Origin of the sequence: Pseudomonas sp. COR18, assembly GCF_048568395.1 — a bacterium.
In the GTDB taxonomy this organism is placed as follows: domain Bacteria; phylum Pseudomonadota; class Gammaproteobacteria; order Pseudomonadales; family Pseudomonadaceae; genus Aquipseudomonas; species Aquipseudomonas fuscovaginae_B.
The window spans coordinates 2,300,057-2,326,559 of sequence record NZ_CP183808.1; the positions used below are offsets into that span (position 1 = coordinate 2,300,057).

The 26,503-nt window shown below is 65.2% G+C and carries 19 protein-coding genes and 1 pseudogene; 6 read left to right on the top strand and 14 right to left on the bottom strand.

Translation table 11 applies throughout. The features are described 5' to 3' along the window. Positions 1 to 51: 51 nt before the first annotated feature. The 8 genes and pseudogenes from ACM62G_RS10620 to ACM62G_RS10655 all read right to left on the bottom strand — a co-directional run. A pseudogene (locus ACM62G_RS10620) lies at positions 52 to 1,416 on the bottom strand (LLM class flavin-dependent oxidoreductase); the annotation flags it as partial. Beyond that, positions 1,416 to 2,612 carry an SfnB family sulfur acquisition oxidoreductase gene (locus ACM62G_RS10625; protein ID WP_419737118.1) on the bottom strand — a complete coding sequence of 399 codons (1,197 nt, stop codon included), beginning with the start codon at positions 2,610 to 2,612 and terminating at the stop codon, positions 1,416 to 1,418. The gene ACM62G_RS10625 and the pseudogene ACM62G_RS10620, both read right to left, overlap by 1 nt. Before the next feature lie 20 nt (positions 2,613 to 2,632). Continuing rightward, complete coding sequence (locus ACM62G_RS10630; RefSeq protein ID WP_273826359.1) at positions 2,633 to 3,874, bottom strand: SfnB family sulfur acquisition oxidoreductase; 1,242 nt, start codon at positions 3,872 to 3,874, stop codon at positions 2,633 to 2,635. Positions 3,875 to 4,083: 209 nt separating this feature from the next. Beyond that, positions 4,084 to 4,839, bottom strand: a complete 756-nt coding sequence (locus tag ACM62G_RS10635) for a hypothetical protein (RefSeq protein WP_054062000.1) — start codon at positions 4,837 to 4,839, stop codon at positions 4,084 to 4,086. 429 nt (positions 4,840 to 5,268) lie between these two features. Beyond that, a complete protein-coding gene (gene tcyN / locus ACM62G_RS10640) occupies positions 5,269 to 6,018 on the bottom strand; it encodes an L-cystine ABC transporter ATP-binding protein TcyN (protein ID WP_419737119.1) in 750 nt (249 codons plus the stop codon). A 4-nt stretch (positions 6,019 to 6,022) separates the two neighbouring features. Continuing rightward, on the bottom strand, positions 6,023 to 6,691 hold the full coding sequence (gene tcyL, locus ACM62G_RS10645) for a cystine ABC transporter permease (RefSeq protein WP_054061468.1): 669 nt from the start codon (positions 6,689 to 6,691) through the stop codon (positions 6,023 to 6,025). Then, positions 6,688 to 7,485: a cystine ABC transporter substrate-binding protein gene (tcyJ, locus tag ACM62G_RS10650; RefSeq protein ID WP_054061999.1), complete on the bottom strand. Its 798-nt coding sequence runs from the start codon at positions 7,483 to 7,485 to the stop codon at positions 6,688 to 6,690. The genes tcyL and tcyJ overlap by 4 nt, the downstream gene beginning before the upstream one ends. A 262-nt stretch (positions 7,486 to 7,747) precedes the next feature. Then, entirely contained in the window at positions 7,748 to 8,743 is a 996-nt protein-coding gene (locus ACM62G_RS10655; protein ID WP_273826357.1) for a D-cysteine desulfhydrase, read from the bottom strand. Positions 8,744 to 8,933: 190 nt separating this feature from the next. Between ACM62G_RS10655 and epsC the strand changes: the two genes are divergently transcribed. Continuing rightward, positions 8,934 to 9,863 carry a serine O-acetyltransferase EpsC gene (epsC, locus tag ACM62G_RS10660; protein ID WP_419737120.1) on the top strand — a complete coding sequence of 310 codons (930 nt, stop codon included), beginning with the start codon at positions 8,934 to 8,936 and terminating at the stop codon, positions 9,861 to 9,863. 427 nt (positions 9,864 to 10,290) lie between these two features. Continuing rightward, on the top strand, positions 10,291 to 12,252 hold the full coding sequence (betT, locus tag ACM62G_RS10665; RefSeq protein WP_193394191.1) for a choline transporter BetT: 1,962 nt from the start codon (positions 10,291 to 10,293) through the stop codon (positions 12,250 to 12,252). A gap of 133 nt (positions 12,253 to 12,385) precedes the next feature. Here the strand turns inward: betT and ACM62G_RS10670 are convergent, their stop codons facing one another. Both ACM62G_RS10670 and ACM62G_RS10675 read right to left on the bottom strand, forming a co-directional pair. Next, entirely contained in the window at positions 12,386 to 12,835 is a 450-nt protein-coding gene (locus ACM62G_RS10670) for a DoxX family protein (protein ID WP_419737121.1), read from the bottom strand. A 98-nt stretch (positions 12,836 to 12,933) separates the two neighbouring features. Next, positions 12,934 to 13,674 (bottom strand): SDR family oxidoreductase, encoded by a 741-nt coding sequence (locus ACM62G_RS10675; protein ID WP_419737122.1) that lies wholly within the window; start codon positions 13,672 to 13,674, stop codon positions 12,934 to 12,936. A gap of 124 nt (positions 13,675 to 13,798) precedes the next feature. Here ACM62G_RS10675 and ACM62G_RS10680 point away from each other — a divergent pair, with 124 nt between their 5' ends. Then, positions 13,799 to 14,689 carry a LysR substrate-binding domain-containing protein gene (locus tag ACM62G_RS10680; protein ID WP_419737123.1) on the top strand — a complete coding sequence of 297 codons (891 nt, stop codon included), beginning with the start codon at positions 13,799 to 13,801 and terminating at the stop codon, positions 14,687 to 14,689. Positions 14,690 to 14,698: 9 nt separating this feature from the next. Here ACM62G_RS10680 and ACM62G_RS10685 read toward each other — a convergent pair whose 3' ends face one another. Further along, complete coding sequence (locus ACM62G_RS10685) at positions 14,699 to 15,742, bottom strand: LacI family DNA-binding transcriptional regulator (RefSeq protein WP_054060580.1); 1,044 nt, start codon at positions 15,740 to 15,742, stop codon at positions 14,699 to 14,701. Positions 15,743 to 15,952: 210 nt separating this feature from the next. On the opposite strand from ACM62G_RS10685, the gene ACM62G_RS10690 reads away from it, so the two are divergent. From ACM62G_RS10690 to mgrA, 3 genes are all read left to right on the top strand, one after another. Further along, positions 15,953 to 18,202 carry a TonB-dependent receptor gene (locus ACM62G_RS10690; RefSeq protein ID WP_419737124.1) on the top strand — a complete coding sequence of 750 codons (2,250 nt, stop codon included), beginning with the start codon at positions 15,953 to 15,955 and terminating at the stop codon, positions 18,200 to 18,202. Between the two features lie 44 nt (positions 18,203 to 18,246). Beyond that, the gene (locus ACM62G_RS10695; protein WP_419737125.1) at positions 18,247 to 19,584 is read left to right on the top strand and encodes an LLM class flavin-dependent oxidoreductase; all 1,338 of its coding nucleotides are present in this window, start codon (positions 18,247 to 18,249) and stop codon (positions 19,582 to 19,584) included. Positions 19,585 to 20,035: 451 nt separating this feature from the next. Further along, entirely contained in the window at positions 20,036 to 21,073 is a 1,038-nt protein-coding gene (gene mgrA, locus ACM62G_RS10700; RefSeq protein WP_419737126.1) for an L-glyceraldehyde 3-phosphate reductase, read from the top strand. Positions 21,074 to 21,261: 188 nt separating this feature from the next. Here the strand turns inward: mgrA and ACM62G_RS10705 are convergent, their stop codons facing one another. Genes ACM62G_RS10705 through ACM62G_RS10715 form a run of 3 tightly spaced genes read right to left on the bottom strand, consistent with a single transcriptional unit; the run spans position 21,262 to position 26,479 of the window. After that, the gene (locus ACM62G_RS10705) at positions 21,262 to 24,315 is read right to left on the bottom strand and encodes an efflux RND transporter permease subunit (RefSeq protein WP_054060584.1); all 3,054 of its coding nucleotides are present in this window, start codon (positions 24,313 to 24,315) and stop codon (positions 21,262 to 21,264) included. Then, on the bottom strand, positions 24,312 to 25,382 hold the full coding sequence (locus tag ACM62G_RS10710) for an efflux RND transporter periplasmic adaptor subunit (RefSeq protein ID WP_054060585.1): 1,071 nt from the start codon (positions 25,380 to 25,382) through the stop codon (positions 24,312 to 24,314). The genes ACM62G_RS10705 and ACM62G_RS10710 overlap by 4 nt, the downstream gene beginning before the upstream one ends. Further along, the gene (locus ACM62G_RS10715; RefSeq protein WP_419737127.1) at positions 25,379 to 26,479 is read right to left on the bottom strand and encodes an efflux RND transporter periplasmic adaptor subunit; all 1,101 of its coding nucleotides are present in this window, start codon (positions 26,477 to 26,479) and stop codon (positions 25,379 to 25,381) included. The genes ACM62G_RS10710 and ACM62G_RS10715 overlap by 4 nt, the downstream gene beginning before the upstream one ends. Positions 26,480 to 26,503: the final 24 nt, after the last annotated feature.

Below are 26,503 nucleotides of genomic sequence, written 5' to 3' on the forward strand. Positions count from 1 at the left end.
CGACAGCGGGGCCTGCGGTGTTTTTTCGATGGCGCCAGGCGATAGCGAGGCCCGGCGATAAGCTGATCCGGCATGCGCCGGCGGCAGATGCGCCTCCTCCCCGAACAGTTTTTCGCGCAAGGTCCCCTGCTCATACGCGGTCTTGTACGAGCCGCGTCGCTGCAACTCGGGAATCACCAGGTCGATGAAGTCCTCGTAGCTTTCCGGGGTGACGATGCGGGTCAGGTTGAAACCGTCCAGGCCGGTCTCGGTGATCCACGATTCCAGTTCGTCGGCCACCTGGGTCGGCGAACCGACCACCGTCACATAGCGCCCGCCCAGGGCGTGCTGCGCCAGCAACTTGCGCCGGGTCCAGTCGTTGTTCTGCAGGTTGCGGGTCGCCGACTGGATCGCGTTGCTCTTCACGTAGCGGATCGGCTCGTCCAGTTCGTACTCGGCAAAGTCGATGCCGGTGGACGCCGAGAAATGCGCCACTCCGGCTTCCGCACTGGCGTAGCCAAGGTACTCGGCATGCTTGGCCCAGGCCGCCTCCTCGGTTTCAGCGACGATCACATTGACCCCCATGAACACCTTGATCGCCTGCCCGTCACGCCCCGCCGCTTCGGCACTGGCACGGACCTTGTCCACCTGGGCCCTGGTCGCGGCCTTGTTCTGCCCGCTGATGAACACGCATTCGGCATGTCGCCCGGCGAACAGCAGGCCGCGCTCGGAGCTGCCGGCCTGGAACAGCACCGGCGTGCGCTGCGGCGACGGCTCGCAGAGGTGATAGCCCTCGACCTGGTAGAAGTCGCCCTTGTGCCGCACCTTGTGGACCTTGTCCGGCTCGGCATACACCCGCCGCACCGGGTCGTTGATCACCGCGTCGTTCTCCCAACTGCCTTCGAGCAGCTTGTAGAGCACCTCCAGGTATTCGTCGGCCTGGTCGTAGCGACGGTCGTGCTCGGCCTGGGCATCCAGGCCCATGGCCTTGGCGGCGCTGTCGAGGTAGCCGGTGACGATGTTCCAGCCGACCCGGCCGCGGCTCAGGTGGTCGAGGGTCGACAGTCGGCGGGCGAACAGGTACGGCGCCTCGTAGGTCAGGTTGGCGGTCAGGCCGAAGCCGAGGTTTTTCGTCACTGCGGCCATGGCCGATACCAGCAGCAGCGGGTCGTTGACCGGCAGTTGGATCGACTCGCGCAGCGGCACGTCCACCGACTGCTGGTAGACGTCGTAGACCCCGACGATATCGGCGATGAACAGCCCGTCGAACAGCCCGCGCTCGAGCAACTGCGCCAGCTCGGTCCAGTATTCGAGCGTCTTGTAGCGGGTCGACTGGTCCCGTGGATGCGTCCACAGGCCGTGGTTGATATGCCCGATGCAGTTCATGTTGAAGGCATTGAGCAGGATCTTCTTTTTCGTTTCCAAAGGCCGACTCATCAGATGGTCCCCCGCAGCGGCGGGTTTTCCTCGTTGAGGTAGTAGTTGCCCACCGCGTGGTACTTCCAGCGCACCGGGTCGTGCAGGGTGTGCACCCGGGCATTGCGCCAGTGGCGGTCGAGGCCGTGCTCGGCCAGGGTCGCCTGGCTGCCCGCCAGTTCGAACAGGGTGCTGCCGGCGGCCAGGGAGATTTCGGTACTGATCGCCCGGACCTCGGCAACGGCGATCGAGGCCGCCGCCACGCTGTCGGCATTCGGTTCGGCCTGGGCGCGGTCGAGCCATTCGCCGGCACGCTCCAGCAAGGCTTCGGTGGCACTCAGGCGGATGCTCAGGTGGCCGATGCTCTTGAGGGTCAGCGGGTCGTCGACAGCTTTTTCGATACCCGAATCGATCCATGGCCGGGTGCGGGTGCGGACGAAATGCAGGGTGTCCTCGTAGGCCGCCCGGGCAATCCCGGTGTCGATGGCCGCATGGAGGATCTGCGCCAGCGGCCCGACCGGCGTCGGCCGCTCGAACGCGCTCTGGAATGGGATCACGTCCTCGGCGGCGACGAACACGTCCTCGAACACCACCGAGCCGCTGCCGGTGGTGCGCTGGCCGAAACCGGTCCAGTCGTCGATCACCGTCAGCCCGGCGCTGTCCCGCGGGACGAAGGCCAATTGCTGCACGCCCTGCTCGTCGACCACCGAGGTGGGAATGCGCTGGGCATAGAGCGAACCGGTGGAATAGAACTTGCGGCCGTTGATGCGATAACCCTCGCCCTCGCGGCGCAGGTGGGTCACCCGGTCGTGGGCGGTCTTGGTCCCCAGCTCGGCCAGCGCATTGCCGAAGCGGCGACCGGCCAGGACTTCGGCGTACAGCCGACGCTTCTGCGCCTCGCTGCCGTTCACCCGAAGCACTTCCAGGGCATAGAAATGGTTCTGCGGAATCTGCCCGAGGGAGGCGTCGGCCTCGGCGATCAGTTGCGTGACCTTGGCCAGGGTGACGTTCGATACCCCGGCGCCCCCGTATTCCTTAGGCACACTGATGCCCCACAGGCCGGAGCGGGAAAACACCTCCAGCTCGGGCAGCGGCAGGCGCCGTTCACGGTCGCGCAGTTGGCTGTCGCGCTTGAAATCCTCGGCCAGGTCGCTGGCGACGATCAAAGCTTGCTCGTCGCTGGAAATGACCGCGACGCGTGGGGAAAACTGTGGCATGGGTGTCTCCAGAGGTCTGGTCAGATCCAGGAATGGCGGGCCGGCAAGGTGCCGTTGAGGCGGTAGGCACCGACCGCGTGATACTTCCAGCGCACCGGGTCGTGCAGGGTGTGCACCCGGGCGTTGCGCCAGTGCCGGTCGAGGTTGAACTCGGCCAGGGTGGCGCGGCTGCCGGCCAGTTCGAACAGCTTTTCGCTGGCCAGCAGGGAGATCTCGGTGGTCAGCACCTTGGCCTCGGCAACGGCAATCGAGGCCCGCGCCGCGGCGTCGGCGTCCACCGGCCCGGCACTGATCCGGTCCAGCACCTGCCCGGCCTTGCGCAACAGCGCCTCGGCGGCATGCAATTCGATTTTCAGCTTGCCGATATCGGCAATGACATACAGGTCGTCGCTGGCCCGCTCGACCTTGGCATCGACCCACGGCCGCGACCGCTCGCGGACGAAGGCGATGCTGTCGTCGATGGCCGCGCGGGCGATCCCGGCGTCGATGGCCGCCTGGATCAGTTGCGAGACGGCGCCCTGGATGTTGGGGGTGGCGCCCTGGCGCCAGTTCTCGACGACGTTCTCCGCTTCGACCCGCACGTTGTTCAGCAACACGGTGCCGCTGGCGGTGGTGCGCTGGCCGAACCCGGACCAGTCATCGACCACCCGCAGGCCCGGGGTGCCACGGCGGACGAAGGCCATGACCTGGCGGCCTTCATCGTCGAGGGCCTTGACCGCCACCCAGTGGGCGAACAGGGCGCCGGTGGAATAGAACTTCTGCCCGCTGATGACGAAGCCGTCACCGTCGGCACTGATGCGGGTCCTGATCTCCAGGGTGTTGCGGGTGCCGCGCTCGGGGCCGGCATTACCGATCCGCCAGCCGTCGAGCACGCTCTGGAACAGTTGCTTCTTCTGCCGCTCGGTGGCCGTGCCGAGCAGCGCCTGGAGAATACCGAACTGGTTCTGCGGGATCTGTCCCAGGGCCGGATCGGCGGCGGAAATGATCGCGAACACCTCGGCCACGGTGACGAAGGACACCTGCGGGCCACCGTATTCGCGGGGGATGGTGATACTGCCCAGGCCGCTGCGGGTGAACTGCTCGATTTCGGCCCAGGGCAGCTTGCGCTGCTGGTCGCGCCGGGCGGCGTGCAGCCGGGCGACCTCGGCCAGCTCATGGGCGGCCTGCAGGGCTTCGGCGTCGTTGCGCAGTACCCGCGCCGGCAGCAGCAGCGGCGCGATGTCCTGATCGCTGTGGACCTGTGCGTCGTTCAAGTTAGACATCAGCGCCACTCCGTGGCGTGCGCAATGCCCCGGCGATCCGCACAAGGGTGATTGTGTTCCTGACCATACCTACCTCATCTCTCTCAAGAGGCATCGCGAAAGCGATACCGACGAAATCAAACGGGTCCGGTGGTCCGGTTCATATACCCTAAACGCGTATAAAAATTAAATGAACTAACCTTTAGGAATATGCATAGAAGGTCCGTCGCTCACTCCCGGCGGCGTTGGGCGGCGCGGGAAAAGCCGGGGGCAACGGGCCGGACGAAATGCCGCGCGGCCCCCACGCGCAGGCGCCGTGGCGGCGCCCAGCGGGAATTATTGCCGACCCGGTCGATCACGCAGTAGGTGATGTCCAGCCCGCGGTCCTCGCCGGCTTCGAGGATCACCGCGGCCGGCACGAACACCGTGACCGGCTTGCCGATATCCGCGGGCGTCAGCTTGGGCAGGTCGAAGCGTACATCGCCCCAGAGCAGGGTGATTTCATCCTCGGCGGCCATGTTCGGATAAGGCTCCAGGGTCAGCGGCACGCCGCGCTTCATCTGGTTCGGGTTGACCCCGTAGCGGCGGATCGGCGAAGGAATGATCGGCGGCGCCAGGCCCTGGTTCTCCTCGCCGATCGGCAGGCCACCGGGGCAACTCAGCTTGACCGGCAACTTGAGTGGCGGGGAAGTCTGCGCCATACGGCCAATGCGCATGAGCCGGTAGTGAATCCGCGCCACACCGTCGAGTACGAAACTCTGCGGCACCCGCAGGCTGACCGGCTGGCCCTGCTCGCCCGCCTGGATCTGCCGGGACGTCACATAACAACCGTCCCAGAACAGCTCGAGCAGGTCGCCCTCGTCCATGCCCGGATAGGCCGGGATACACACCGACAGTTGCTCGGCGGCCAGGCGGCCGATGCCCCGCCGGTGCGCCTGGGGCACCACGGGCAGCGCGAGTCGGGAGTGCTCGAGAGAATCGTTCATGAAATCGTCCTTTTTATAAGTTGTCGATAAGTTCAACTTTAAAGAAGCGGCCGGGTCCGTTCGCAAAGCCGGGCCAGTGCTTCTTTCGCCGCATCCTTACAGCCGAAATGTTATGGCGCGGGCATCACGCAGACACCCCCGAACAGGCGGGCAATGCAGATAACGCCACACCAGCAGGAAGTCAGCTAAGAGTTTTGCCGGGCAGGTGTCAAGGCCTTGATCGACAATGATTCCGATCGCCCTGTTATTCGGACGAGTCCTACTTTGCGCCTCTATTCAGGGGCTCTCGGCAGTTTTATTTGGAGGAAAGGGGGATCATTTGAAACAGTCGCCAGGTAATAAAAGAAGATGACCCGCAACTATCGAGAGAGTTACTCATTGAATAGCGTACTCATTCCCTGAGTACGTTATTTAAACTAAAGAACCGTCCTACACATCACCCAGAAACTTACTGAGGAACTGCCGGGTACGTTCTTCTTTCGGATTGGCAAACAGCGCCTTGGCTTCACCCTGTTCGACAATCACGCCCTTGTCGAAAAAGATCACCCGGTTGGCCACGTCGCGCGCGAAACTCATCTCGTGAGTGACGATGACCATGGTGCGTTTTTCTTCCGCCAACCCGCGAATGGTCGCCAGCACTTCACCCACCAGTTCCGGGTCGAGGGCCGAAGTCGGTTCGTCGAAGAGGATCACCTCGGGTTCCATCGCCAGCGCCCGGGCAATCGCCACGCGCTGTTGCTGACCGCCGGACAGCCGCCGTGGATAGGACTCTTCCTTGCCCGCCAGGCCCACCTTGGCCAGCAGCTTGCGGCCCAGGGCCACGGCCTGGTCGCGCGGGGTCTTCTTGACCACGATCGGGCCTTCGATGACGTTCTCCAGCGCCGTGCGATGGGGGAACAGGTTGAAGTTCTGGAACACGAACCCCACCTGCTGGCGCAGCTTGCGGATCAGGTTCTGCTGCTGGCTCAACGGGCGGCTGCCGTCGATCTCGATCTCGCCCACCTGGATCCGGCCGCTGGAAGGTTCCTCGAGGAAATTCAGGCAACGCAGGAAGGTGGTCTTGCCGGAACCGCTGGGGCCGATGATCGCCACCACCTCGCCGGCCTTGACCGTCAGGTCGATGCCCTTGAGCACGCTCTGGCCATTGAATTGCTTGGTCAGTTTTTCAACCACGATCATGCTGTCAGGACTCCTGGTCATGCCGATTGACCCGCGCCTCCAGCTTGCCCTGCAGGTGCGCGAGCACGCTGGAAAGCAGCCAGTAGATCAGGGCGGCGGCAAGATACATGGTGAAGATTTCGAAGGTCCTGGCACTGATCAGCTGTGCCTGGCGGAACAGCTCGGGTACCTGGATGGTCGCCACCAGCGAGGTGTCCTTGACCAGCGAGATGAAGCTGTTGCCCAGCGGCGGCAGGGCCGTGCGCGCGGCCTGCGGCAGGATCGCCCGGCGCAGGGTCTGGGCGCGGGTCATGCCGATACTGGCGGCCGCCTCCCATTGCCCACGGTCGATCGCGCCGATCGCCGAACGCAGGATCTCGCAGGTGTAGGCCGCCAGGTTCAGCGACAGGCCCAGCAGGCCGGCCGGAATCGGGTCCAGTTCGACCCCCAGTTGCGGCATGCCGAAATAGATCCAGAACAACTGCACCAGCAAGGGCGTGCCGCGAAAGAACGACACGTAGATACGTGCCGTCCAGTTCACCACCCCGATGCGCGACATGCGCATCAGGACCAGCACGAACCCCAACAGGAACCCGAAGAACAGGCCGCCGACACTCAGGACAACGGTGTAGTACAGCCCCTTGAGCAGGTAAGGGGCCGAGTCCAGGACAAGTTGTGGGTTCAGCCCGATCATTTGGTCACGTCAGCATCGAAGTACTTCTGCGACAGCTTCTTCAGGGTACCGTCGGCGCGCAGTTCGTCGATCGCCTTGTTCACCGCGGCCAGCAGCTCGGGCTCACCTTTGCGCAGCGCGACGCCGGCTTCCTGGCGGGAGAACGGTTCGCCGGAAACGGCCAGGGTGTCGTTGGTTTTCTTGATCAGCTCGAAGGCGGCCAGGCGGTCCACCAGGATCGCGTCGATGCGGCCGATGCGCAGGTCCTGGTACTTGGTCGGATCGTCGTCGTAGGTCTTGATGATGGCCTTCGGTACGTTGTCCTTGAGCCACTGCTCGTAGTTGGTACCCAGGCCGACGCCGACCTTGTGGTCAGCCAGATCGGCGGCGGTCTTGAACTTGCTGGCGTCCTTCTTCTGCACCAGGGCCTGGATCCCGGAAACGGTGTACGGCTCGGAGAAGTCGTACTTCTTCTTGCGCTCCTCGGAGATGGTCACCTGGTTGATCACCGCGTCCAGGCGCTTGGACTCCAGGGCAGCGAGAATGCCGTCCCACTTGGTCGGCTGCAGGTCGACCTTCACGCCCAGCTTCTTCGCCAGGGCTTCGGAGAACTCGACCTCGAAACCGGCCAGCTTGCCGTTTTCGTCCTGGAAGCTGAAAGGCGGGTAGGTGCCTTCCAGGCCGACCTTGATCACCCCGGCTTTCTTGATGTTGTCCAGTTGCTCACCGGCAAAGGCTTGGCCCAGCAGGCCTGCGCCCAGCACCAAGCCCAGGCTGCCGACCAGCAGACGCTTGCGAAACGCGGAAATATTCATGAAGAGCCCCGTGTGTTTTTTTATGGGAAAAGGAAGGCAAACCTGACACTTTTATTACCAGCGGCCATCCTGCCTCAAAGCAGTATTGGCGTCTCGTGGCAAATTCGCCTGAGGCGAAACTATAAACGGCTCCTTTTATAATTTTAAATAATATAAAAGAATCCAATTATAACTAATTTGATGTTAAGCAGGGCGTACTGCGGTGCCTGGTTCGCGGATGAATCCGCGAACCAGGCAACACCGACTCCCTGTCCGGAACAGGTCAGGCAAACGACGCGTCGTAGGCAAACAACGCCGGCGCCCCGCCGGTGTGCAGGAAAATGATCGGCCCCTCGTCGAAACGCTGCAGACCGATGCCATCGAGCAACCCGGCCATCGCCTTGCCGGTGTACACCGGGTCGAGCAGGATGCCTTCCTGGCTCGCCATCAGCCTCACCGCCGCCAGGGTCCCGGCATTCGGCTCGCCATAGCGCGGGGCGAAATACTCGTCCCACAGTTGCACCTTGAAGCTGGCCGGCAACGGCACCTCCAGCAGTTCGGCGGTGCGTTCGGCCAGCCCCTGCACCTTCGGCCGCTGCGCCTCGTCGCTGCGCGAGACCGTCACGCCGATCACCGGCAGTTGCGGCAGGGTCTCGCTCAGGCCCAGGGCCAGGCCACTGTGGGTCCCGGCGCTGCCGGAAGCCAGCACCACCGCGGCGAACTCCAGCCCCGTGGCCTCGATCTGCGCCGCCAGCTCCAGGCCCGCACGCACGTAGCCCAGCGCACCCAGGGCGTTGGAGCCGCCAATCGGCACCAGGTATGGCTTCTTGCCGTTGCTGCGCAGGCGCTCGGCCAGGGCCTGCAACTGCTCGTCGGCGTTGTCCAGGTTGTCCACCAACTCGACCCGCGCGTCGAACAGGTCCAGCAGCAGGCGGTTGCCGTTGCCGAGGTAGTTGCCATCCCCGGTACCGATCGGGTTTTCCAGCAAGGCCACGCAGCCCAGCCCCAGGCGAGCTGCCAGGGCGGCGGTCTGGCGCACGTGGTTGGACTGGATCGCCCCGGCGGTGATCAGCGTGTCGGCCCCCGCCGCCAGTGCATCGGCGGCCAGGTATTCGAGTTTGCGCAGCTTGTTGCCACCCAGTGCCAGCGGGGTCAGGTCGTCGCGCTTGATGTAGATATCGCGGCCTGCCCATGCCGATAGACGTTCGAGTTTTTCCAGGGGCGTGGCCTGCTCGAGAAGCGGCAGGCGGTCGAAGCGGGCGAGCTGTTGTTTGATCATGAGTCCGAACTGACGGTAGGAAATGTTTCGACTATAGGCAGGCACTTTTCCCCAGGCAACCGTGGACGCCTTATTTCAAAACGTTCTTAGCAAAGCACTATTCGTTCTTAATTACCGTTCAGGGCCGTGCCGTAAAGTGAAAGCCATTCAGGTGGCCCGATTGTCCGGCCGCCAGGTCGGAGATTTGATCGTGAGCGAGCGTTCCAGCCATTGGCAACTACAGACCATCGTCAGCCAGTTGCGCAGCGCCAGGGATGAGTGGCGTACCCGCAACGGGCGGGTCAGCGATGAACAGGGCGGGCGCGAACTGCCGTCGCGCCAGGCCATGGCCGAGATTCTCGAGGCCCTGTGCGGGGCACTGTTCCCGATGCGCCTGGGGCCGGTGGACCTGCGCGAGGAAAGCGAGGACTTCTACGTCGGCCACACCCTGGACGCCGCCCTCAATGCGCTGCTGGCCCAGGCCCGGCTGGAACTGCGCTACGCCGCCCGGCATGACGGCCGGGACGATGCCGAGGTGCAGGCCAAGGCCCTGCGGCTGATCCAGGACTTCGCCATGGCCCTGCCGCAACTGCGCCGGCTGCTCGATACCGATGTCCTGGCGGCCTACCACGGCGACCCGGCGGCGCGCAGCGTCGACGAAGTGCTGCTGTGCTATCCGGGGATTCTCGCGGTGATCCACCACCGCCTGGGGCACCACCTGTACCGTGCCGGCCTGCCTCTGCTGGCGCGGATCAGTTCGGAGATCGCCCACTCGGCCACCGGTATCGACATCCACCCGGGCGCACAGATCGGCCCCAGCTTCTTCATCGACCACGGCACCGGCGTGGTGATCGGCGAGACGGCGATCATCGGCGAGCGGGTGCGCATCTACCAGGCGGTGACCCTGGGCGCCAAGCGCTTCCCGGCGGACGAGGACGGCCAGTTGCAGAAGGGTCATCCGCGACACCCGATCGTCGAGGACGACGTGGTGATCTATGCCGGCGCGACCATCCTGGGACGCATCACCATCGGCAAGGGCGCCACCATCGGCGGCAACGTCTGGCTGACCCGCAGCGTGCCGGCCGGATGCAACCTGACCCAGGCCAATCTGCAGCAGCATGAGAGCGAGATTCAGCGTTGAGGTGAAGTCGCCCTGGAAGGCCTCTTCGCGGGCAAGCCACACGCCTGCAGATTGGCGTCGTACGCGCGTTTTGCGTAGGGCACTGGGCCGTAGGAACGTGGCTTGCCCGCGAAGCGTTTGGCGATCTCAGGGACGCCTTCGCTGGCAAGCCGGCCTCCACAGAACAAGTCCCACCGCCCGCCCACCACCTCCTACAAACCTTTGCTGAACGACGCTGTCAGAACAATACCGTCCAGCCTTGCGATTGGTCCCAGACACCCGATTCATGTTTAACTTGAATGCTCGTTCAAGTTAAACCGGCAGCTCGCTGCCCGCTCACAACAGGAGGCCTGCCTTTGCTGAGTCCGAAGTATCCAGCCACGTGCCACCCCTTCGAGGTACCCGCCGCATGAGTACCTCCACGACCGCAACCAGCGGCCTGATCCGCATGAACCCGCCCGTTTTCTACTTCGCCGCGACCTTCATCCTGCTGTTCGGCCTGCTGGTCATCAGCCAGCCCGAAGCCGCCGGCCAGTGGCTGTTGGCCGCGCAGAACTGGGCGGCCAACACGGTCGGCTGGTACTACCTGCTGGCGATGACCCTGTACCTGGTCTTCGTGGTGGTCACCGCCTTGTCCGGCTACGGCCGGATCAAGCTCGGTGCCGACCACGACGAACCCGAGTTCAGCTACCTGTCCTGGGCCGGCATGCTGTTCGCCGCCGGGATCAGCATCACCCTGTTCTTCTTCTGCGTCTCCGAGCCGCTCACCCACATGCTCCAGCCGCCCCAGGGCGAAGCGGGCACGCCGGCCGCCGCGCGCCAGGCGATGCAGATCCTGTTCCTGCACTGGGGCCTGCACGGCTGGGGCGTGTTCGCCTTCGTCGGCATGGCCCTGGCCTACTTCGCCTACCGGCACAACCTGCCGCTGGCACTGCGGTCGGCGCTGTACCCGCTGATCGGCAAGCGCATCAACGGCCCCATCGGCTACGCGGTGGACGGCTTCGGCATCATCGCCACGGTGTTCGGCCTCGGCGCCGACATGGGCTTCGGCGTGCTGCACCTCAACTCGGGGCTGGACTACCTGTTCGGCATCTCGCATACCCAGTGGATCCAGGTCGGGCTGATCGTGCTGATGATGGGCGCGGCCATCGCCGTCGCGGTGGCCGGCGTCGACAAGGGTGTGCGGGTGATGTCCGACATCAACATGCTGCTGGCCTGTGCGCTGCTGCTGTTCGTGCTGTTCGCCGGGCCCACCCAGCACCTGCTCAACACCCTGATCCAGAACCTCGGCGACTACCTCGGGGCGCTGCCGACCAAGAGCTTCGACCTCTACGCCTACGACAAGCCCAGCGACTGGCTCGGCGGCTGGACCGTATTCTACTGGGCCTGGTGGATTGCCTGGGCGCCGTTCGTGGGCCTGTTCATCGCGCGGATTTCCCGCGGCCGGACCATCCGCGAATTCGTCTTCGGCGTGCTGCTGATCCCGCTGGGCTTCACCCTGGCGTGGATGTCGATCTTCGGCAACAGCGCCATCGAGCAAGTGCTCAACCACGGCATGAGCGCCCTCGGCCAGTCGGCCATCGACGATCCGTCGCGCACCCTGTACCTGCTGCTGGAAACCTACCCGTGGAGCCGCACGGTGATCGCGGTCACGGTGTTCATCAGCTTCGTGTTCTTCGTCACCTCGGCCGACTCCGGCACCGTGGTGCTGTCGACGCTGTCCGCCCGTGGCGGCCATGCCGACGAGGACGGACCGAAATGGCTGCGGGTGTTCTGGGGCGCGATGACCGCGCTGATCACCAGCGCGCTGCTGTTCTCCGGCAGCATCGATGCGCTGAAATCGGCGGTGGTGCTGACCTCGCTGCCGTTCTCGCTGATCCTGCTGTCGATGATGTGGGGGCTGCACAAGGCGTTCTACCTGGAGTCGCAGAAACGCATCGCCCAACTGCACTCGCTGGCGCCGGTCTCGCAGGCACGTCGCGGCCGGGGCGGCTGGCGCCAGCGCCTGAGCCAGGCGGTGCACTTCCCGTCGCGGGACGAGGTGTACCGTTTCCTCGATCAGACCGCACGGCCGGCGATCGAAGAGGTCACCGCGGTGTTCGTCGAGAAGGGCCTGAACGTGCTCACCCAGCCCGACCCGGCCAACGACAGCGTGAGCCTGGAGATCGGCCATGGCGACCTGCACCCGTTCGTCTACCAGGTGCAGATGCGCGGCTACTTCACGCCCTCCTTCGCCCTGGGTGGCCTGGGTTCGCGGGACCTGCGCAACCGCCGCTACTACCGCGCCGAGGTGCACCTCAGCGAAGGCAGCCAGGACTATGACCTGATGGGCTACAGCAAGGAGCAGATCATCAACGATATCCTCGACCAGTACGAACGGCACATGCAGTTCCTGCACCTGGTACGTTGACCCGCCAGGCGCCCAGGCCTTGTCCGGCAGCATGGACAGGGCCATGGCGATGGCCGGCACACCGACGATGAACGTGATCGCGGGGTGCATGACAATAGCCGCGCGGGGAAGGCCGTGATCGATCGTGGTCGTCTCAACGCCGGCAGTGCAACCTGTGATCCAGGGAATAGCGTCCTGCCCCCCGGAACACAATGTAGCCCGCCAGGAACAACATCAGCACCGGGTACTCGATGCCCCGGTCGATCCACGGCCAGGTCGGGCCCAGCAGGTAGCTGATCACCGCCATCTGCACAGCCATCATCGCCGCCAGCAGGCGGGTGCCCAGCCCCAACGCCAGCAAGGCGCCGCCCACCCCTTCGAGCAGCGCCACCAGCAACGCCAGGGTGTCCGCCGCCGGCAAATGCAGAACATTGCCGATCAGGTTGGCCGAGGCCGCCAGCGGATCAGCCATGGAGCCATGGGCCTCACCCAGCAGCTTCGGCACCCCATGGGTCACCATGATGATGCCGAAACACAGCCGCAGCAGGCTGTAGGCGATAGGTTCGAGACGGCCATTGAACAACGGGGGAAATACAGACGGCATGATCGCGCTCCAATCCTGGCAAACCTTCACTGAGGGGCCCACGCATCACCACGCAACGGCCGGCGAACCGGTCGGTCACCCGGGAGCTGCGCGGACGATCAGACCAACCCACCATTGGCCCGCAGCACCTGCCCGTTGACCCAGCCCGCCGCCGGGCCGACCAGGAACGACACCACCTCGGCGATATCCTCCGGCTGGCCCAGGCGCTCCAGCGGCGGCATCCGCGCGAAGGTCTGGACCTGCTCCTCGCTCTTGCCCTGCAGGAACAACTCGGTCGCCACCGGCCCCGGGGCCACGGCATTCACCGTGATGCGCCGGCCACGCAGTTCCTTGGCGAACACCTGGGTCAACGACTCCACCGCCGCCTTGCTGGCGATGTACACCGCGTACCCCGGCAGGTTCAGCCCCACGGTACTGCTGGAGAAGTTGACGATGCGCCCATCGTCATTCATCCGCTTCGCCGCCTCGCGCAGGGTGTTGAAGGTGCCGCGGGTATTGATGGCGAACGTCTGTTCGAACAGCTCGTCACTGTGCTCGGCCAGCGGCAGCACCTTGAGGATGCCGGCGTTGTTGACCAGCACATCGACCTTGCCCAACTGCAACTCGACCTCATCGAACAACCGCGCGACATCGGCAGAGTTGCCCACGTCGGCCTTGACCGCTATGGCCGAGTGGCCGGCCTGGCGCAGTTCCACTACCAGCGCCGAAGCCTCGCTGGCACTGCTCGCATAGTTGATGGCCACTGCAAAACCCTGCGCAGCCAGTTGGCGGGCGACCACCGCGCCGATACCCCGCGAGGCGCCGGTGACGATGGCCACTTTTCGGGAGTGCTGAGTCATGTCGAATCTCCTGGGATGTGCGTTGAAGTGAAGCCAATTTCACATGTTTATCCAGGGCGATAAATGCGCGATAGTTGACCTGACTATTCAACAATCACCAACAATCGAGTATCGCGGAGCCGCCATGGACCAGGTCAGGGCAATGAAGGTTTTTGTACGGATCTATGAGCGCAGCAGCTTCACCCTGGCCGCCGAAGACCTGAACCTGCCACGCGCCACCCTGACCCACACCCTCAACCAGTTCGAGGCCTGGCTCGGTACCCGGCTGCTGGAGCGCAGCACCCGCCGCGTGCGGCCGACCCTCGACGGCGAGGCCTACTACCCGCGTTGCGTGCAATTGCTGGCGCAGCTGGAAGAAGCCGAACTGGCCTTCCGCACGGTGGCGCCCAAGGGCCGCCTGCGGGTGGACCTGCAGGGCACCCTGGCGCGCTATTTCGTGATTCCGGCGCTGCCGGCGTTCCTCGAACGCTACCCGGAGATCGAGGTGTCGATCAGCGAAGCCAGCCACTTCATCGACCTGATCGCCGAAGGTGTCGACTGTGTGCTGCGCTCGGGCAACCTCGGCGACTCGTCACTGATCGGCAAGCGCGTGGCCAACCTGCGCCAGGTAACCTGCGCCAGCCCGGCCTATCTGCGCCGGCACGGCGAGCCGCGCAACCTGGCCGACCTCAGCCGGCACCAGGGGGTGAACTACGTGTCGCGGGCCACCGGCAAGCTGTTCCCCTTCGAGTTCATCGAAAACGGCGAGCCACGGGAAGTGCCGCTGGCCGGCCGGGTCTCGGTGTTCGGTGCGGAAATCTACGCGGCCTCGGCGGTGGCCGGGCTCGGCCTGATCCAGGTGCCTCACTATCGGGTGGCGGAACAGATCGAACAGGGCCTGCTGCGCGAAGTGCTGCCGGACCATCCGCCGCCGCCGATGCCGGTGTCGGTGCTCTACCCGCAGAACCGGCACATGTCGCCGCGGGTGCGGGTGTTCGTCGACTGGATCAGCGAACTCTTCGCCGACGCCGCCTGAGGCAGCGGCTCAGGCGCTCTCGCGCTCGATCACCTGGCAGGTGAGCAGGTTCAGGCGCTGTACTTCATCCACCGGCAACACGCCCAGGCTCTCCAGCACCCGGGTCGCCGCCAGCACGCCGATGTCCAGCGCCGGCGGCTTGATGGTGCTCAGGCTCGGCAGGAGCATTTCGGCGAACGGGTAGTCGCCAAAGCCCAGCACCGCGCAATCCTCGGGGATCTTCAGCCCGGCGCGCTGCCCGGCCAACTGGCCGCCGGCGGCCAGGTTGTCGTTGGCGAAGATGATCGCGTCGGGCCGGGTCGCCCCGCTCATCAGCGCCTGCATCGCCTGCTTGCCCGCCTCGAAGGGTGCCAGACCGGCCTGTGGCGCGAACACCCAGGGCTCCAGCCCCAGCTCGCGCACCGTCGCCGCATAACCGTCGCGGCGCTCCAGCGCACTGAAATCGCCGGGGGCGCTGTTCTGCACGAAGGCGATGCGCCGATAGCCCTTGCCATGCAGGTAGCGGGCGGCGCTGACCCCGACTTCATGGTGGGAAAAGCCGATCTGCAGCGGCCCGCGCTGCGGCTGGTAGTCCCAGGTCTCGACCACCGGGATATCCGCCTCGGCGATCATCTTTTCGGTGCCCGCACTGTGGAAGCGGCTGGTCAGCACCAGGGCCGCCGGTGACCAGCCGAGAAATGCCCGAACCGCGCTTTCCTCCTGCTCCGCCGAGAAGTAACTCGACGCCAGCAGCAACTGATAGCCATGCCGATTGAGGGTGTCGCTGAAGCCCTGGATGGTGTTGGCGAAGATCGGTCCGGAGATGTTCGGAATCACCATCGCGACGATCCGCCCGCGGGCCGAGGCCAACCCGCCGGCCACCAGGTTCGGCACATAGCCCAACTGCTCGACCACCGCCGCGATCCGCTCGCGACGCTCGGGCGAGACCTGCTCGGGGTTGTTGAAGTAGCGCGAGACGGTGATCGCCGACACCCCGGCCTCCTGGGCGACCGTGCTCAGGGTGACCCGCCCGGCCCCCCGGCGCTTGCGGTTTGGCGCTTTGTCAGCAGTCAAGGATGCGACCCTTATTGAAAACCAAAAGGAATATAAAAGTAATTTTTCAGTATTGGACGGTCTATATCGACCTTTCCGATACTGGTTATGTTAGCGCTAACAAAACGCTTTGTCTGCCTGCTACTCGCTCGAGCGAATGCCCCAAGGCAAATCAGGCGCTGTCGACGCAGAGCGACGGCGGTTCAGGGTCATTTTTCGAGCGGGCAACACATGCACAACAGATTCGGGGAGCAACATACACTGGCACGGGCGATCCAGGCCGCCACGCCGCGGCGCCCACACCTGGCCTGGCTGCTGGCCGGGTTGGCGGCACTGCCGTCGCCCGCGGTATTCGCCGCCGACACCGGCAGCGACCAGGAGCCGACACTCAAGGCGGTCACCGTCACCGCCACCCGCCGCGAGGAATCGCTGCAAAAGGTCCCGGTGGCGGTCTCGGTGGTCGATGGCGAGCAGTTGGAACGCGACAGTCGCAACGGCGTCTCCAGCATCGTCCAGCAGGTGCCGACGCTGAACTTCCGCACCGGCGCGTCGAACAAGGACACCTCGCTGTTCGTCCGCGGCGTGGGCACCATTTCCACCTCGCCCGGGGTCGAGCCGACCGTGGCCACGGTGATCGACGGCGTGGTCTACAGCCGCCCCGGCCAGGCCACCCTCGACCTGCTCGACCTCGACCGCATCGAAGTGCTGCGCGGCCCGCAGGGCACGCTGTTCGGCAAGAATGCTTCGGCCGGTGTGCTGAACATTGTCACCAAGGCACCGACCGCCGAAACCCACGGCTACATCGACCAGTCGTACTTCAGCGGCAACGAAAGCCGCACCCGCTTCGGCATCGGTGGCAGCCTGGTGCCCGACACCCTCAAGGGCTCGCTGACCACCCTGTTCGGCAGCTACGACGGCAACGTCGACAACAAGGCCAACGGCCAGGAAGTCAACGGCTACAACCACAAGGGCGTGCGCGGCAAGCTGGAGTTCACTCCCAACGAGGACGTGACACTCACCCTCGCCGCCGACTACATGCAGTCCCACGACGACGCGCCCAACGGCGTGGTCAGCAAGTCCCTGAGCCCGGCCTTCACCAACGCACTGAACCCGGTGCGGCCGTCCTCCGACAACCGCGACATCAACACCGATACCCGCAGCTACGTCGACGACATCAACAAGGGTCTGTCCGCCCAGCTCGACTGGAGCCTCGGTGACTACACCCTGACCTCGATCACCGCCTGGCGCGGCTGGAACAACCACCAGTACCAGGACGGCGATCGCCTCGGCAGCGTCACGGCGGCCTTCCCCGGCACCGCCGACCGCGGCGCGCTGGACTTCAACCAGTACTCCCAGGAAATTCGCCTGGCCTCGCCCAAGGGCCAGTTCCTGGAGTACGTCGGTGGCCTGTTCTACATGCACGGCAAGGACGAAGAGACCTACCAGCGCACCCTGACCACGACCACCAGCGTCAACCGCGGCGTGGCCGACTACAGCACCACCAGCGACAGCTACGCGGTGTTCGGCGAGAGCACGCTGAACTTCACCCCGACCTTCCGCGGGATCGCCGGCCTGCGCTACACCCACGACGACCTGTCCTACGATCACCGCCGCGTCTCGACTTCCGCGACCACGGTCAGCGGCATACAGCCGGCCACCAGCAGCCATGGCTCGGTGGACGAGGACGGCTGGTCCGGGCGCCTCGGCGTGCAGTACGACCTGAGCGACAGCGTGACCAGCTACGTGACCTACTCGCGTGGCTACAAGGGCCCGGCCTACAACGTCTTCTTCAACATGCAGCCGCGGGACACCAACGCACTGAAACCGGAAACCTCCAACACCTGGGAAGCCGGGATCAAGGCCACCAGCTGGAACAACCGCCTGACCACCAACCTGGCGGTGTTCCACAGCGACTACGACAACTACCAGGCGAACTTCTTCGACACCGTCGCCGGGCAAGTGGTGACCCGCCTGATCAACGCCGGCAGCGTCAGCACCGAAGGCGTGGAAGCCGACTACGCGCTGCAGGCCACCGGCAACCTCAAGCTCTCCGGCGCCCTGGCCTACACCAAGGCACGCATCGACGAGTTCTCCTGCCCGCCGGGTGCGGCGGCCAGTTGCAACGTCAACGGCAAGCCGCTGCCGTTCAGCCCGGACTGGAAGAGCTATGTGCGCGCCGACTATACCGTGCCGCTGAACAACGGCCTGGACCTGGAACTGGGCACCGACTTCAGCTGGCAGAGCGAAGTGCAGTACGACATCGCCCAGAACGTCGACACCAGACAGGGCGCCTACGGCATCTGGAACGCGAGCATCGCCCTGGCCGACTACAACCAGGGCTGGCGCGTGGCGCTGCTGGGGAAAAACCTCGCCGACAAGTCCTACTCGCCGTTGCTGGCCAGTGGCGGCAACTACATCTACCGGGCCGTTCCACGGGATGACGAACGCTACTTCGGTATCCAGGTACGTAAGGATTTTTGAGCCGTTGCGTGCACAGCCCTCAATCAACCGCCAAGGAACCTGCCATGACCCAAACTCCGCGCCAGTTGAAACTCGGTGCCTTCCTGATGGCCACCGGGCACCACGTCGCCGCCTGGCGTCACCCGGAGGTGCCGGCCACCGCCGGCCTGGACTTCGCCCACTACAAGCAGTTGGCGCGCATCGCCGAGGCGGCGAAGTTCGACGCCCTGTTCGTGGCCGACAGCGTCGCCGCCGCCGAAGGTGAAATCGCCAGCCGCATGGCCCGCTCGGATCACTTCGAGCCGCTGACCCTGCTCTCGGCACTCAGCGCGGTGACCGAACGCATCGGCCTGATCGCCACCGCCACCACCAGCTACAACGAGCCGTACCACGTGGCCCGCAAGTTCGCCTCGCTGGATCACCTGTCGGGCGGACGCGCCGGTTGGAACCTGGTGACCTCGGACGCCGCCGCCGAAGCGCTGAATTTCGGCCGCAGCGAACACATCAGTCACGCAGAGCGTTATGCGCGGGCCCGCGAGTTCCACCAGGTGGTCACCGGTCTGTGGGACAGCTGGGAGGACGACGCCTTCAGCCGCGACAAGTCCAGCGGCCAGTACTACGACCCGGCCAAGCTGCACGTGCTCGATCACCAGGGCGAACACTTCCGCGTCCGCGGCCCGCTGAACGTCGCCCGCTCCCCCCAGGGCCAACCGGTGATCGTCCAGGCCGGCTCGTCGCAGACCGGCCTGGAACTGGCCGCGCAAACCGCCGAAGTGGTGTTCACCGCGCAGTCCTCCCTGGCCCGGGCCCAGACGTTCTACGCTGACCTCAAGGGCCGTCTGGCGCGCTTCGGTCGCTCGGCCGAGGCTCTGAAGATCATGCCGGGCGTGTTCGTCGTGGTCGGCCAGAGCGAGAGCGAAGCCCGGGAGAAACACGAGGCGTTCCAGGCACTGGTCGAGCCGCAGGTCGGGGTCGCCCTGCTCGGGCGCATGCTGGGCAACTTCGACCTGTCGGGCTATCCACTGGACGGCCCGTTGCCCGAGCTGCCGCTGACCGACAGCGGCCAGCAGAGCCGACAGAAACTGCTGACCGAACTGGCCGGTACGGAAAACCTGACGCTGGCGCAACTGGGCCGACGCATCGCCGGTGGCCGTGGGCACTACAGCCTGGTCGGTACACCGACACGGATCGCCGACGAGTTGCAGGCCTGGTTCGAACAGGGCGCGGCGGACGGCTTCAATGTACTGGTTCCGCACCTGCCGGGCGGGCTGGAGGACTTCGCCACCCACGTGGTGCCGGAACTGCAGCGCCGCGGACTGTTCCGCCGCGAGTACCAGGGCACCACGTTGCGTGAACACCTGGGGTTGGAGCGGCCGGCAAACCGCTTTGCACAGCCTTTGTAGGGCTGGCCGCAGGCCAGAAAAACGCTGCCGGACGACGACCTGATCATTTTTTGAGCAAAATCAGTCACCAAATCGTACTATATCGTAATACGTAGTACCTGTACTGACTGTAACTTTTTGAATCTTCTATAGATTGCTGGGCAAAAACGAAGTTTCGCCGGAGGGTCAAAAGTAAGCAGGTATGTACTAACTTGTACTGACCAAAAATTACCAAACCATGGAAAATTGAAAGTCAAGCGCAAATTTTCGGAGCAGGCAGAAATTCGCCGGCCAGGAAATTTGCGCGAGCGACGACACGCCCGGACCGAAATCCGGAAAAACATGAAACGTTTCAGTCACGGATCGAATCCGAGATAGGTGTGGTCTGTCCAAGGCGTATGCTGGTTGATCCGGACCGCAATAGAAGTGGGCGCTGCCCTGTGAAATTTTCCGCGCAATGAGAGAGGATTCGATGACTTATCAAGCTGCCGAAAACCGCTACGACTCCATCCCCTACCGCCGCGTCGGGCGCAGCGGCCTGGTGCTGCCGGCACTGTCCCTGGGGCTTTGGCACAACTTCGGCGACAGCACGCCGATCGACACCCAGCGCGCCCTGCTGCGCACCGCCTTCGACCTGGGCATCAACCACTTCGACCTGGCGAACAACTACGGCCCGCCCTACGGCAGTGCCGAAATCAACTTCGGCCGCCTGCTGCGCGAGGATTTCAGGCAGTACCGCGACGAGTTGATCATCTCCAGCAAGGCCGGCTGGGACATGTGGCCCGGCCCCTACGGCCAGGGCGGCGGATCGCGCAAATACGTGCTCGCCAGCCTCGACCAGAGCCTGCAGCGCCTGGGCCTGGACTATGTGGATATCTTCTACTCGCACCGCTTCGACCCGGACACGCCACTGGAAGAAACCGCCAGCGCCCTGGCCAGCGCCGTGCAGCAGGGCAAGGCGCTGTACATCGGCATCTCGTCCTATTCCGGGGTGAAGACCCGCGAGATCGCGGCGCTGCTCAAGGAATGGAAAGTCCCGCTGCTGATCCACCAGCCGGCCTACAACCTGCTCAACCGCTGGGTGGAAAAGGACCTGCTGGACACCGTCGAGGAGCTGGGTACCGGCGTGATCGCCTTCACCCCGCTGGCCCAGGGGCTGCTGACCGACAAGTACCTCAACGGCATTCCGCGGGACGCGCGGATCAACCGTCCGGGCGGTGGCTCGCTGCGCGAGTCGCACCTGTCCGAGCAGAACATCGCCCATGTCCGCGCCCTCAGCGAAATCGCCAGGCGCCGCGGCCAGAGCGTGGCGCAACTGGCCCTGGCCTGGACTCTGCGTGATCCACGGGTGACCTCGGCGCTGATCGGCGCGAGCCGGCCGGAGCAGATCGTCGAGAACGTCGGGGCGCTGAAAAACCTGGCATTCAGCCAGGAGGAACTGGCGGAGATCGACCGGTTTGCCCGGGAAGGCGGGATCAACTTGTGGGAGAAGCCCTCGACGGCCGAATGATTGTCGCCCGCCCCCTCATCGCGGGCGCAGGCAACCTCCCCGTTTGGCACCACCCTGCAGGCGCAGGCGGTGCGGCCACCCGACTTGCCCGCGAAGGTTTTAGCGCCCTTGAGGCCCCTTCGCGGGCAAGCCGCGCTCCTACAATATCGCGGGCGCAGTCCAGCACCGGGTGGATGCCATACCAGGCCTCAGGCCGCGTCGCGTTTCGGCTCGCGAATCCGGTACCACGCCACATATAGCGCCGGCAGGAACATCAGCGTCAGCACCGTCGCCGCGACAATGCCGCCGATCATCGCGTAGGCCATCGGCCCCCAGAACACTTCCCGGGCAATCGGGATCATCCCCAGGCTCGCCGCCGCCGCCGTCAGCAGGATCGGCCGCCGTCGGTGTTCGGTCGCTTCCACCACCGCGTCCCACGGCTCGTAGCCGTTGCGCTCGTATTCGTCGATCTGGGTCACCAGTATCACCGAGTTGCGGATGATGATACCGATCAGCGCGAGAATCCCGAGGATCGCCACGAAGCCCATCGGCGTGCCGGTCGGCACCAGCGCCAATACCACGCCGATCAGCCCCAGCGGCGCAACGCTGGCCACCAGGAACATCTTCTGCACGCTGTGCAGCTGGATCATCAGGAAGGTCGCCATGAGGAACAGCATCAGCGGCACCACCTGGGCAATCGGCCCCTGGGCCTTGCCGCTCTCCTCCACCGTACCGCCGGTGACCACCTTGTAGCCCGCCGGCAGGCCGGCGGCGAACCGGTCGATATCCGGCTTCAGTTGCCGCACCAGGTCGGTCGGCTGGATGCCGCCGCGCACACCGGCCTTGAGGGTGATGGTCGGCAGCCGATCGCGCCGCCAGACCAGCGGCTGCTCCAGCTCGTAACGCACCGTGGCGAACGCCAGCAGCGGGATCGAGGTGCCGTTGGGCGTGACGATCTGCAGGTTCTGCAGGGTTTCCGGCGTACCGCGCTCGCTGTCTATCGCACGCCCGACCACGTTGATCAGGTAGATGTCGTCTTTCACCTGGGTCACCGGCGCGCCGCTGACGATGGTGTTCATCAGCTTGGCGACGTCCTCGGACGACAGGCCGAACTGTCGTGCCTTGTCCTGGGCGATGTCGATGCGCAGGACCTTGCCCGGCTCGTTCCAGTCGTAGATGGTCTCGCCGACATTGGGGTTGCGGTCGAGGATCGTCGCCAGCTCGATGGCGTGCTTGCGCACCTGGTCGATGTCCTTGCCGCTGACCCGGTACTGCAGCGGCCGCCCCACCGGCGGGCCCATCTCCAGGGTCTGGACGAAGCTGCCGATGCCGACGAAGTCGTCACGCAGGCGCTTATTCAGCCGATCCATCAACGCCGCGCGCTGCTCCAGGCCCTTGCTGACGATGATCAACTGCGCGTAGTAGGGGTTCTGCAACTGCTGGTCGAGCGGCAGGTAGAAGCGGATCGCGCCCTCGCCGATGTAGGTGCTCCAGCGCAGGATGTCCGGGTCGTCCTTGAGGCTGGCCTCCAGCCGGTCCACCGCCTTGCGGGTCTCGTTGATCGAGGCGTTCTGCGGCAGGTTGAGGTCCACCAGGATCTCCGGGCGGTCCGAGGACGGGAAGAACTGGTTCTGCACGAAGCGCATGCCGAACACCGACAGGGCGAAGATCAGCACCGTCAGGCCGATGGCCCACCAGCGATTGCGCAGCGACCATAGCAGCCCGGCGTTGAAGGCCCGGGCCACGCGCCCGTTGCCACTGTCGTGGGCCTTCACCTGCTCGCTGAGAATGTGCACGCCGATCACCGGGGCGAACAGCACCGCGACGATCCACGACACCAGCATCGCCACCGCGATCACCGCGAACAGGGTGAAGGTGTACTCGCCGGCCGAGCTGGCGTTGAGGCCGATGGGCACGAAGCCGGCGACGGTCACCAGGGTCCCGGTGAGCATCGGAAAGGCCGTGGAAGTGTAGGCGAAGGTTGCCGCCTGTTCCTTGCTGTCGCCCTTTTCCAGCCGGGTGACCATCATCTCCACGGTGATCATCGCATCGTCCACCAGCAGGCCAAGGGCGATGATCAACGCGCCGAGGGAGATGCGCTGCATGGTGATGCCGCTGTACTCCATGAACACGAAGACCATCGCCAGCACCAGCGGGATCGAGCAGGCCACCACCAGCCCGGCGCGCAGGCCGAGGGCGACGAAGCTCACCACCAGCACGATGATCACCGCTTCGAACAGCGCGCTGGTGAAGCCGCCGACGGCCTTCTCCACCACCTCGGCCTGATCGGAAACCTTGTGCACGCCGACCCCCACCGGCAGGTCGGCGGTGAGGCTGTCCATGCGCTCGTGCAGGGCCTTGCCGAACGCCTGGATATTGCCGCCCTTCTTCATGGCGATGCCGAGACCGATGGCGGTCTGGCCGTTGTAGCGGAACAGCGGCGTCGGCGGATCGACGTAACCGCGGCTGATCTCGGCGATGTCCGCCAGCCGGTAGAAGCGATCGTTGAGCTTGAGATTGACCGCCTGCAGGTCCTTCTCCGAGGCATACTGCCCGGACGCGCGCACCGAGATGCGCTCGGGCCCGGCCTCGATCACCCCGGCCGGCGTCACCGCGTTCTGCGATTGCAGGCTCTGCACCACCTGGCGCTGGTCGATGCCCAGGGCCGCCAGCTTGCGGGTGGAGAAGTTCAGGTAGAGCACCTCGTTCTGCTCGCCGATCATCTCGATCTTGCCCAGCCCAGGCACATCGCGGATCTGCGCGCGAACCTGCTCCACATAGTCGCGCAGCTGGCGCATGCTCAGACCGTCGCTGGTGAAGGCGTAGACCGAGCCGAACACATCGCCGAACTCGTCGTTGAAACCCGGGCCCTGGATGTCCTGGGGGAACTCGCCGCGGATGTCGTCGATCTTCTTGCGCACCTGGTACCAGATCTCCGGAATGTCCTTGCCGCTGGTGGTGTCGCGCAGGTACACGAACACCGTCGACTCACCGGGCCGGGTGTAGCTCTTCACATAGTCGAGGGAGTCGAGTTCCTCGAGCTTCTTCTCGATACGGTCGGTGACCTGCTCCAGGGTCTCGTCCACCGTGGCACCGGGCCACTTGGTCTGGATGATCATGGTCTTGATGGTGAAGGACGGGTCTTCCTCGCGCCCCAGGTTGATGTAGGAGAACACCCCCATCAACAGCGCAACGAACATCAGGTACCAGACGAACGACTGGTGTTTGAGTGCCCACTCGGACAGGTTGAAACTCCCTTTCATCGTGGGTTTTCCTCGTCGATTCTGACTTTCTGTCCGGGTTTGAGACTGTTCACCCCGGCGCTCACCACCTTCTCGCCGGCCTTGACCCCCGAGCCCAGCAGCATTGTCTCGCCCTCGCGGCTGACAACCTTGACCTCACGGGGCGAGACGGTCGAGGTCTGCGGGTCGACGATCCAGACCTGCGTCCTGCCCTGGCTCTCCCACAGCGCCGACAGCGGCAACTGGGTGCGCGGCTCGATGGCCGAGCTCAGGGTCACGCTGATCGACGTGCCCAGGCGAAACGCCGCCGGGGTTTCGGCCAGGGTCAGCCGGGCCCGTCGGGTACGGGTGGCGCTGTCGGCCTGGGGCTCGATTTCCCGCAGGCGGGCGGTGGTGTTGACGCTCGGGTCGAGCTGGCTGGCGACGCGGAACTCGACCCCTTCGCGCAACTGGTCGGCCAGGGCGGCCGGCAGGTCGATCACCGCTTCCTTCACGTCCGGCCGGGCCAGGGTGACCACCTCCTGGCCGGCGCTGACCACCTGGCCGGCCTCGACCTTCCAGTCGGTGACCACCGCGGCGTGGTCGCTGCGCAGTTCGGTGTAGCCCAACTGGTCCTGGGCCTGGCCGACCGAGGCACGGGCCTGTTCGCGGGAGGCGCTGGTGGTTTTCAGGTCGGTCTGGGCCACGTCCAGTTGCGCCTGGGCACCGACGCCCCGGTCGAACAATTCCTGCTGGCGGCGGGCATTGGCCTGGGCATTGATCCACTGCGCCTCGATCCGCGACAGGTCGCCCTGGGCCGCGCGCAACTGGTTCTGCTGATCGGTCGGGTCGAGGCTGGCCAGCAGCGCACCCTGGGCCACCTCGCTGCCGACATCGACATGGCGCCGGGCAATGCGCCCCGAGACCCGGAAGCCCAGGGTGCTCTCGTAACGGGCCTGGATGCTCCCGGCAAACCGCCCGAGGCTCTGCACCGACTCCGGCCTGACCTCGATGAACAACACCGGCCGCACCGGTTCCGGTGCCGGCTCCTGCTTCGAGCAGGCGGCGACCAGCAGGCCACCGAGCAACAGCAGCGACAGACGCTTCATGGCGGGTTCCCTCCGGCGACCTGGGCCGATGGCTGGGCGATCTCCACCAGCATCCCCGGATGCAGCAGTTGCCCACCGGCGACCACGACCTTTTCGCCGCCCTGCAGGCCCTCGCCGATCAAGACATGGCCGGTCAGGTAGCGCGCGACCTTGACCTGGCGCAGGCTGACCTTGCCGGCCTCGTCCACCAGCCACACGGCGGGCTCGCTGACGTCCTTGGTCAAGGCCGACCAGGGCAGTTCGATACTGGCCTTGGCCGGCGCCGTCACGGTGGCGCTGACCACCGAGCCGAGGTCCATGCCGGCCGGCAACGGCTCCAGGGCCACCTTGACCTGAACCGTGCCGCTCTGGGCGGAGACCGCCGGGGTCACCTCGCGGACCTTGCCCACCGCCTTGATCGCCGGGTTGTCGAGCAGGGTCACGGTGATCGGCTGGTCCTGCGGCGGCTCCACCAGCAGCGACTCGTAGACATTGAACACCGCATCACGCTCGCCATCGCGCGCCAGACTGAAGATCGGCATGGTCGCCTGCACCACCTGGCCGACCTCGGCCTGGCGCGCGGTGATCACCCCGGGCGCCTCGGCGATCAGCGCGGTGTAGCCCAGTTGCTCGCGGGCATTGGCCAGTTGCGCCTGGGCCGCGGTCAACGCACTCTTGGCGCTGAGCAGGCCGGCCTGGGCGGCATCGTATTCACTGCGGCTGGTGTAGCCCTTGGGCAGCAGCTTCTGCTGGCGGACGAACGCCGCGCTGGCCTGCTGTACCCGCGCCTGCTGGGCGTTGACCTCGGCCTGGGCGCTGTCGACGTTGGTCTGCAGATCCTTGGGATCGAGTTTGGCGAGCACCTGCCGGGCGGAGATTCGCGCGCCGACATCGACGTTACGCTGGATGATCTTGCCACCGACGCGGAACGACAGATCGGTCTGTACTCGCGCCTGGATATCGCCGGTGAGGGTGACGGCGGCACCGAAGTCCTGGCGCTGAACCTGTTCGACGAAGACACGCGGGCGTAACGGTTCCGGAGGTTTTTCATGGCCGCAACCACTCAGGAGCGCCAGCGACACCAAGGCGACTTTCCACTTCATTCGACGCCCATTCATACACACTCCTTCGCGTAATACCTA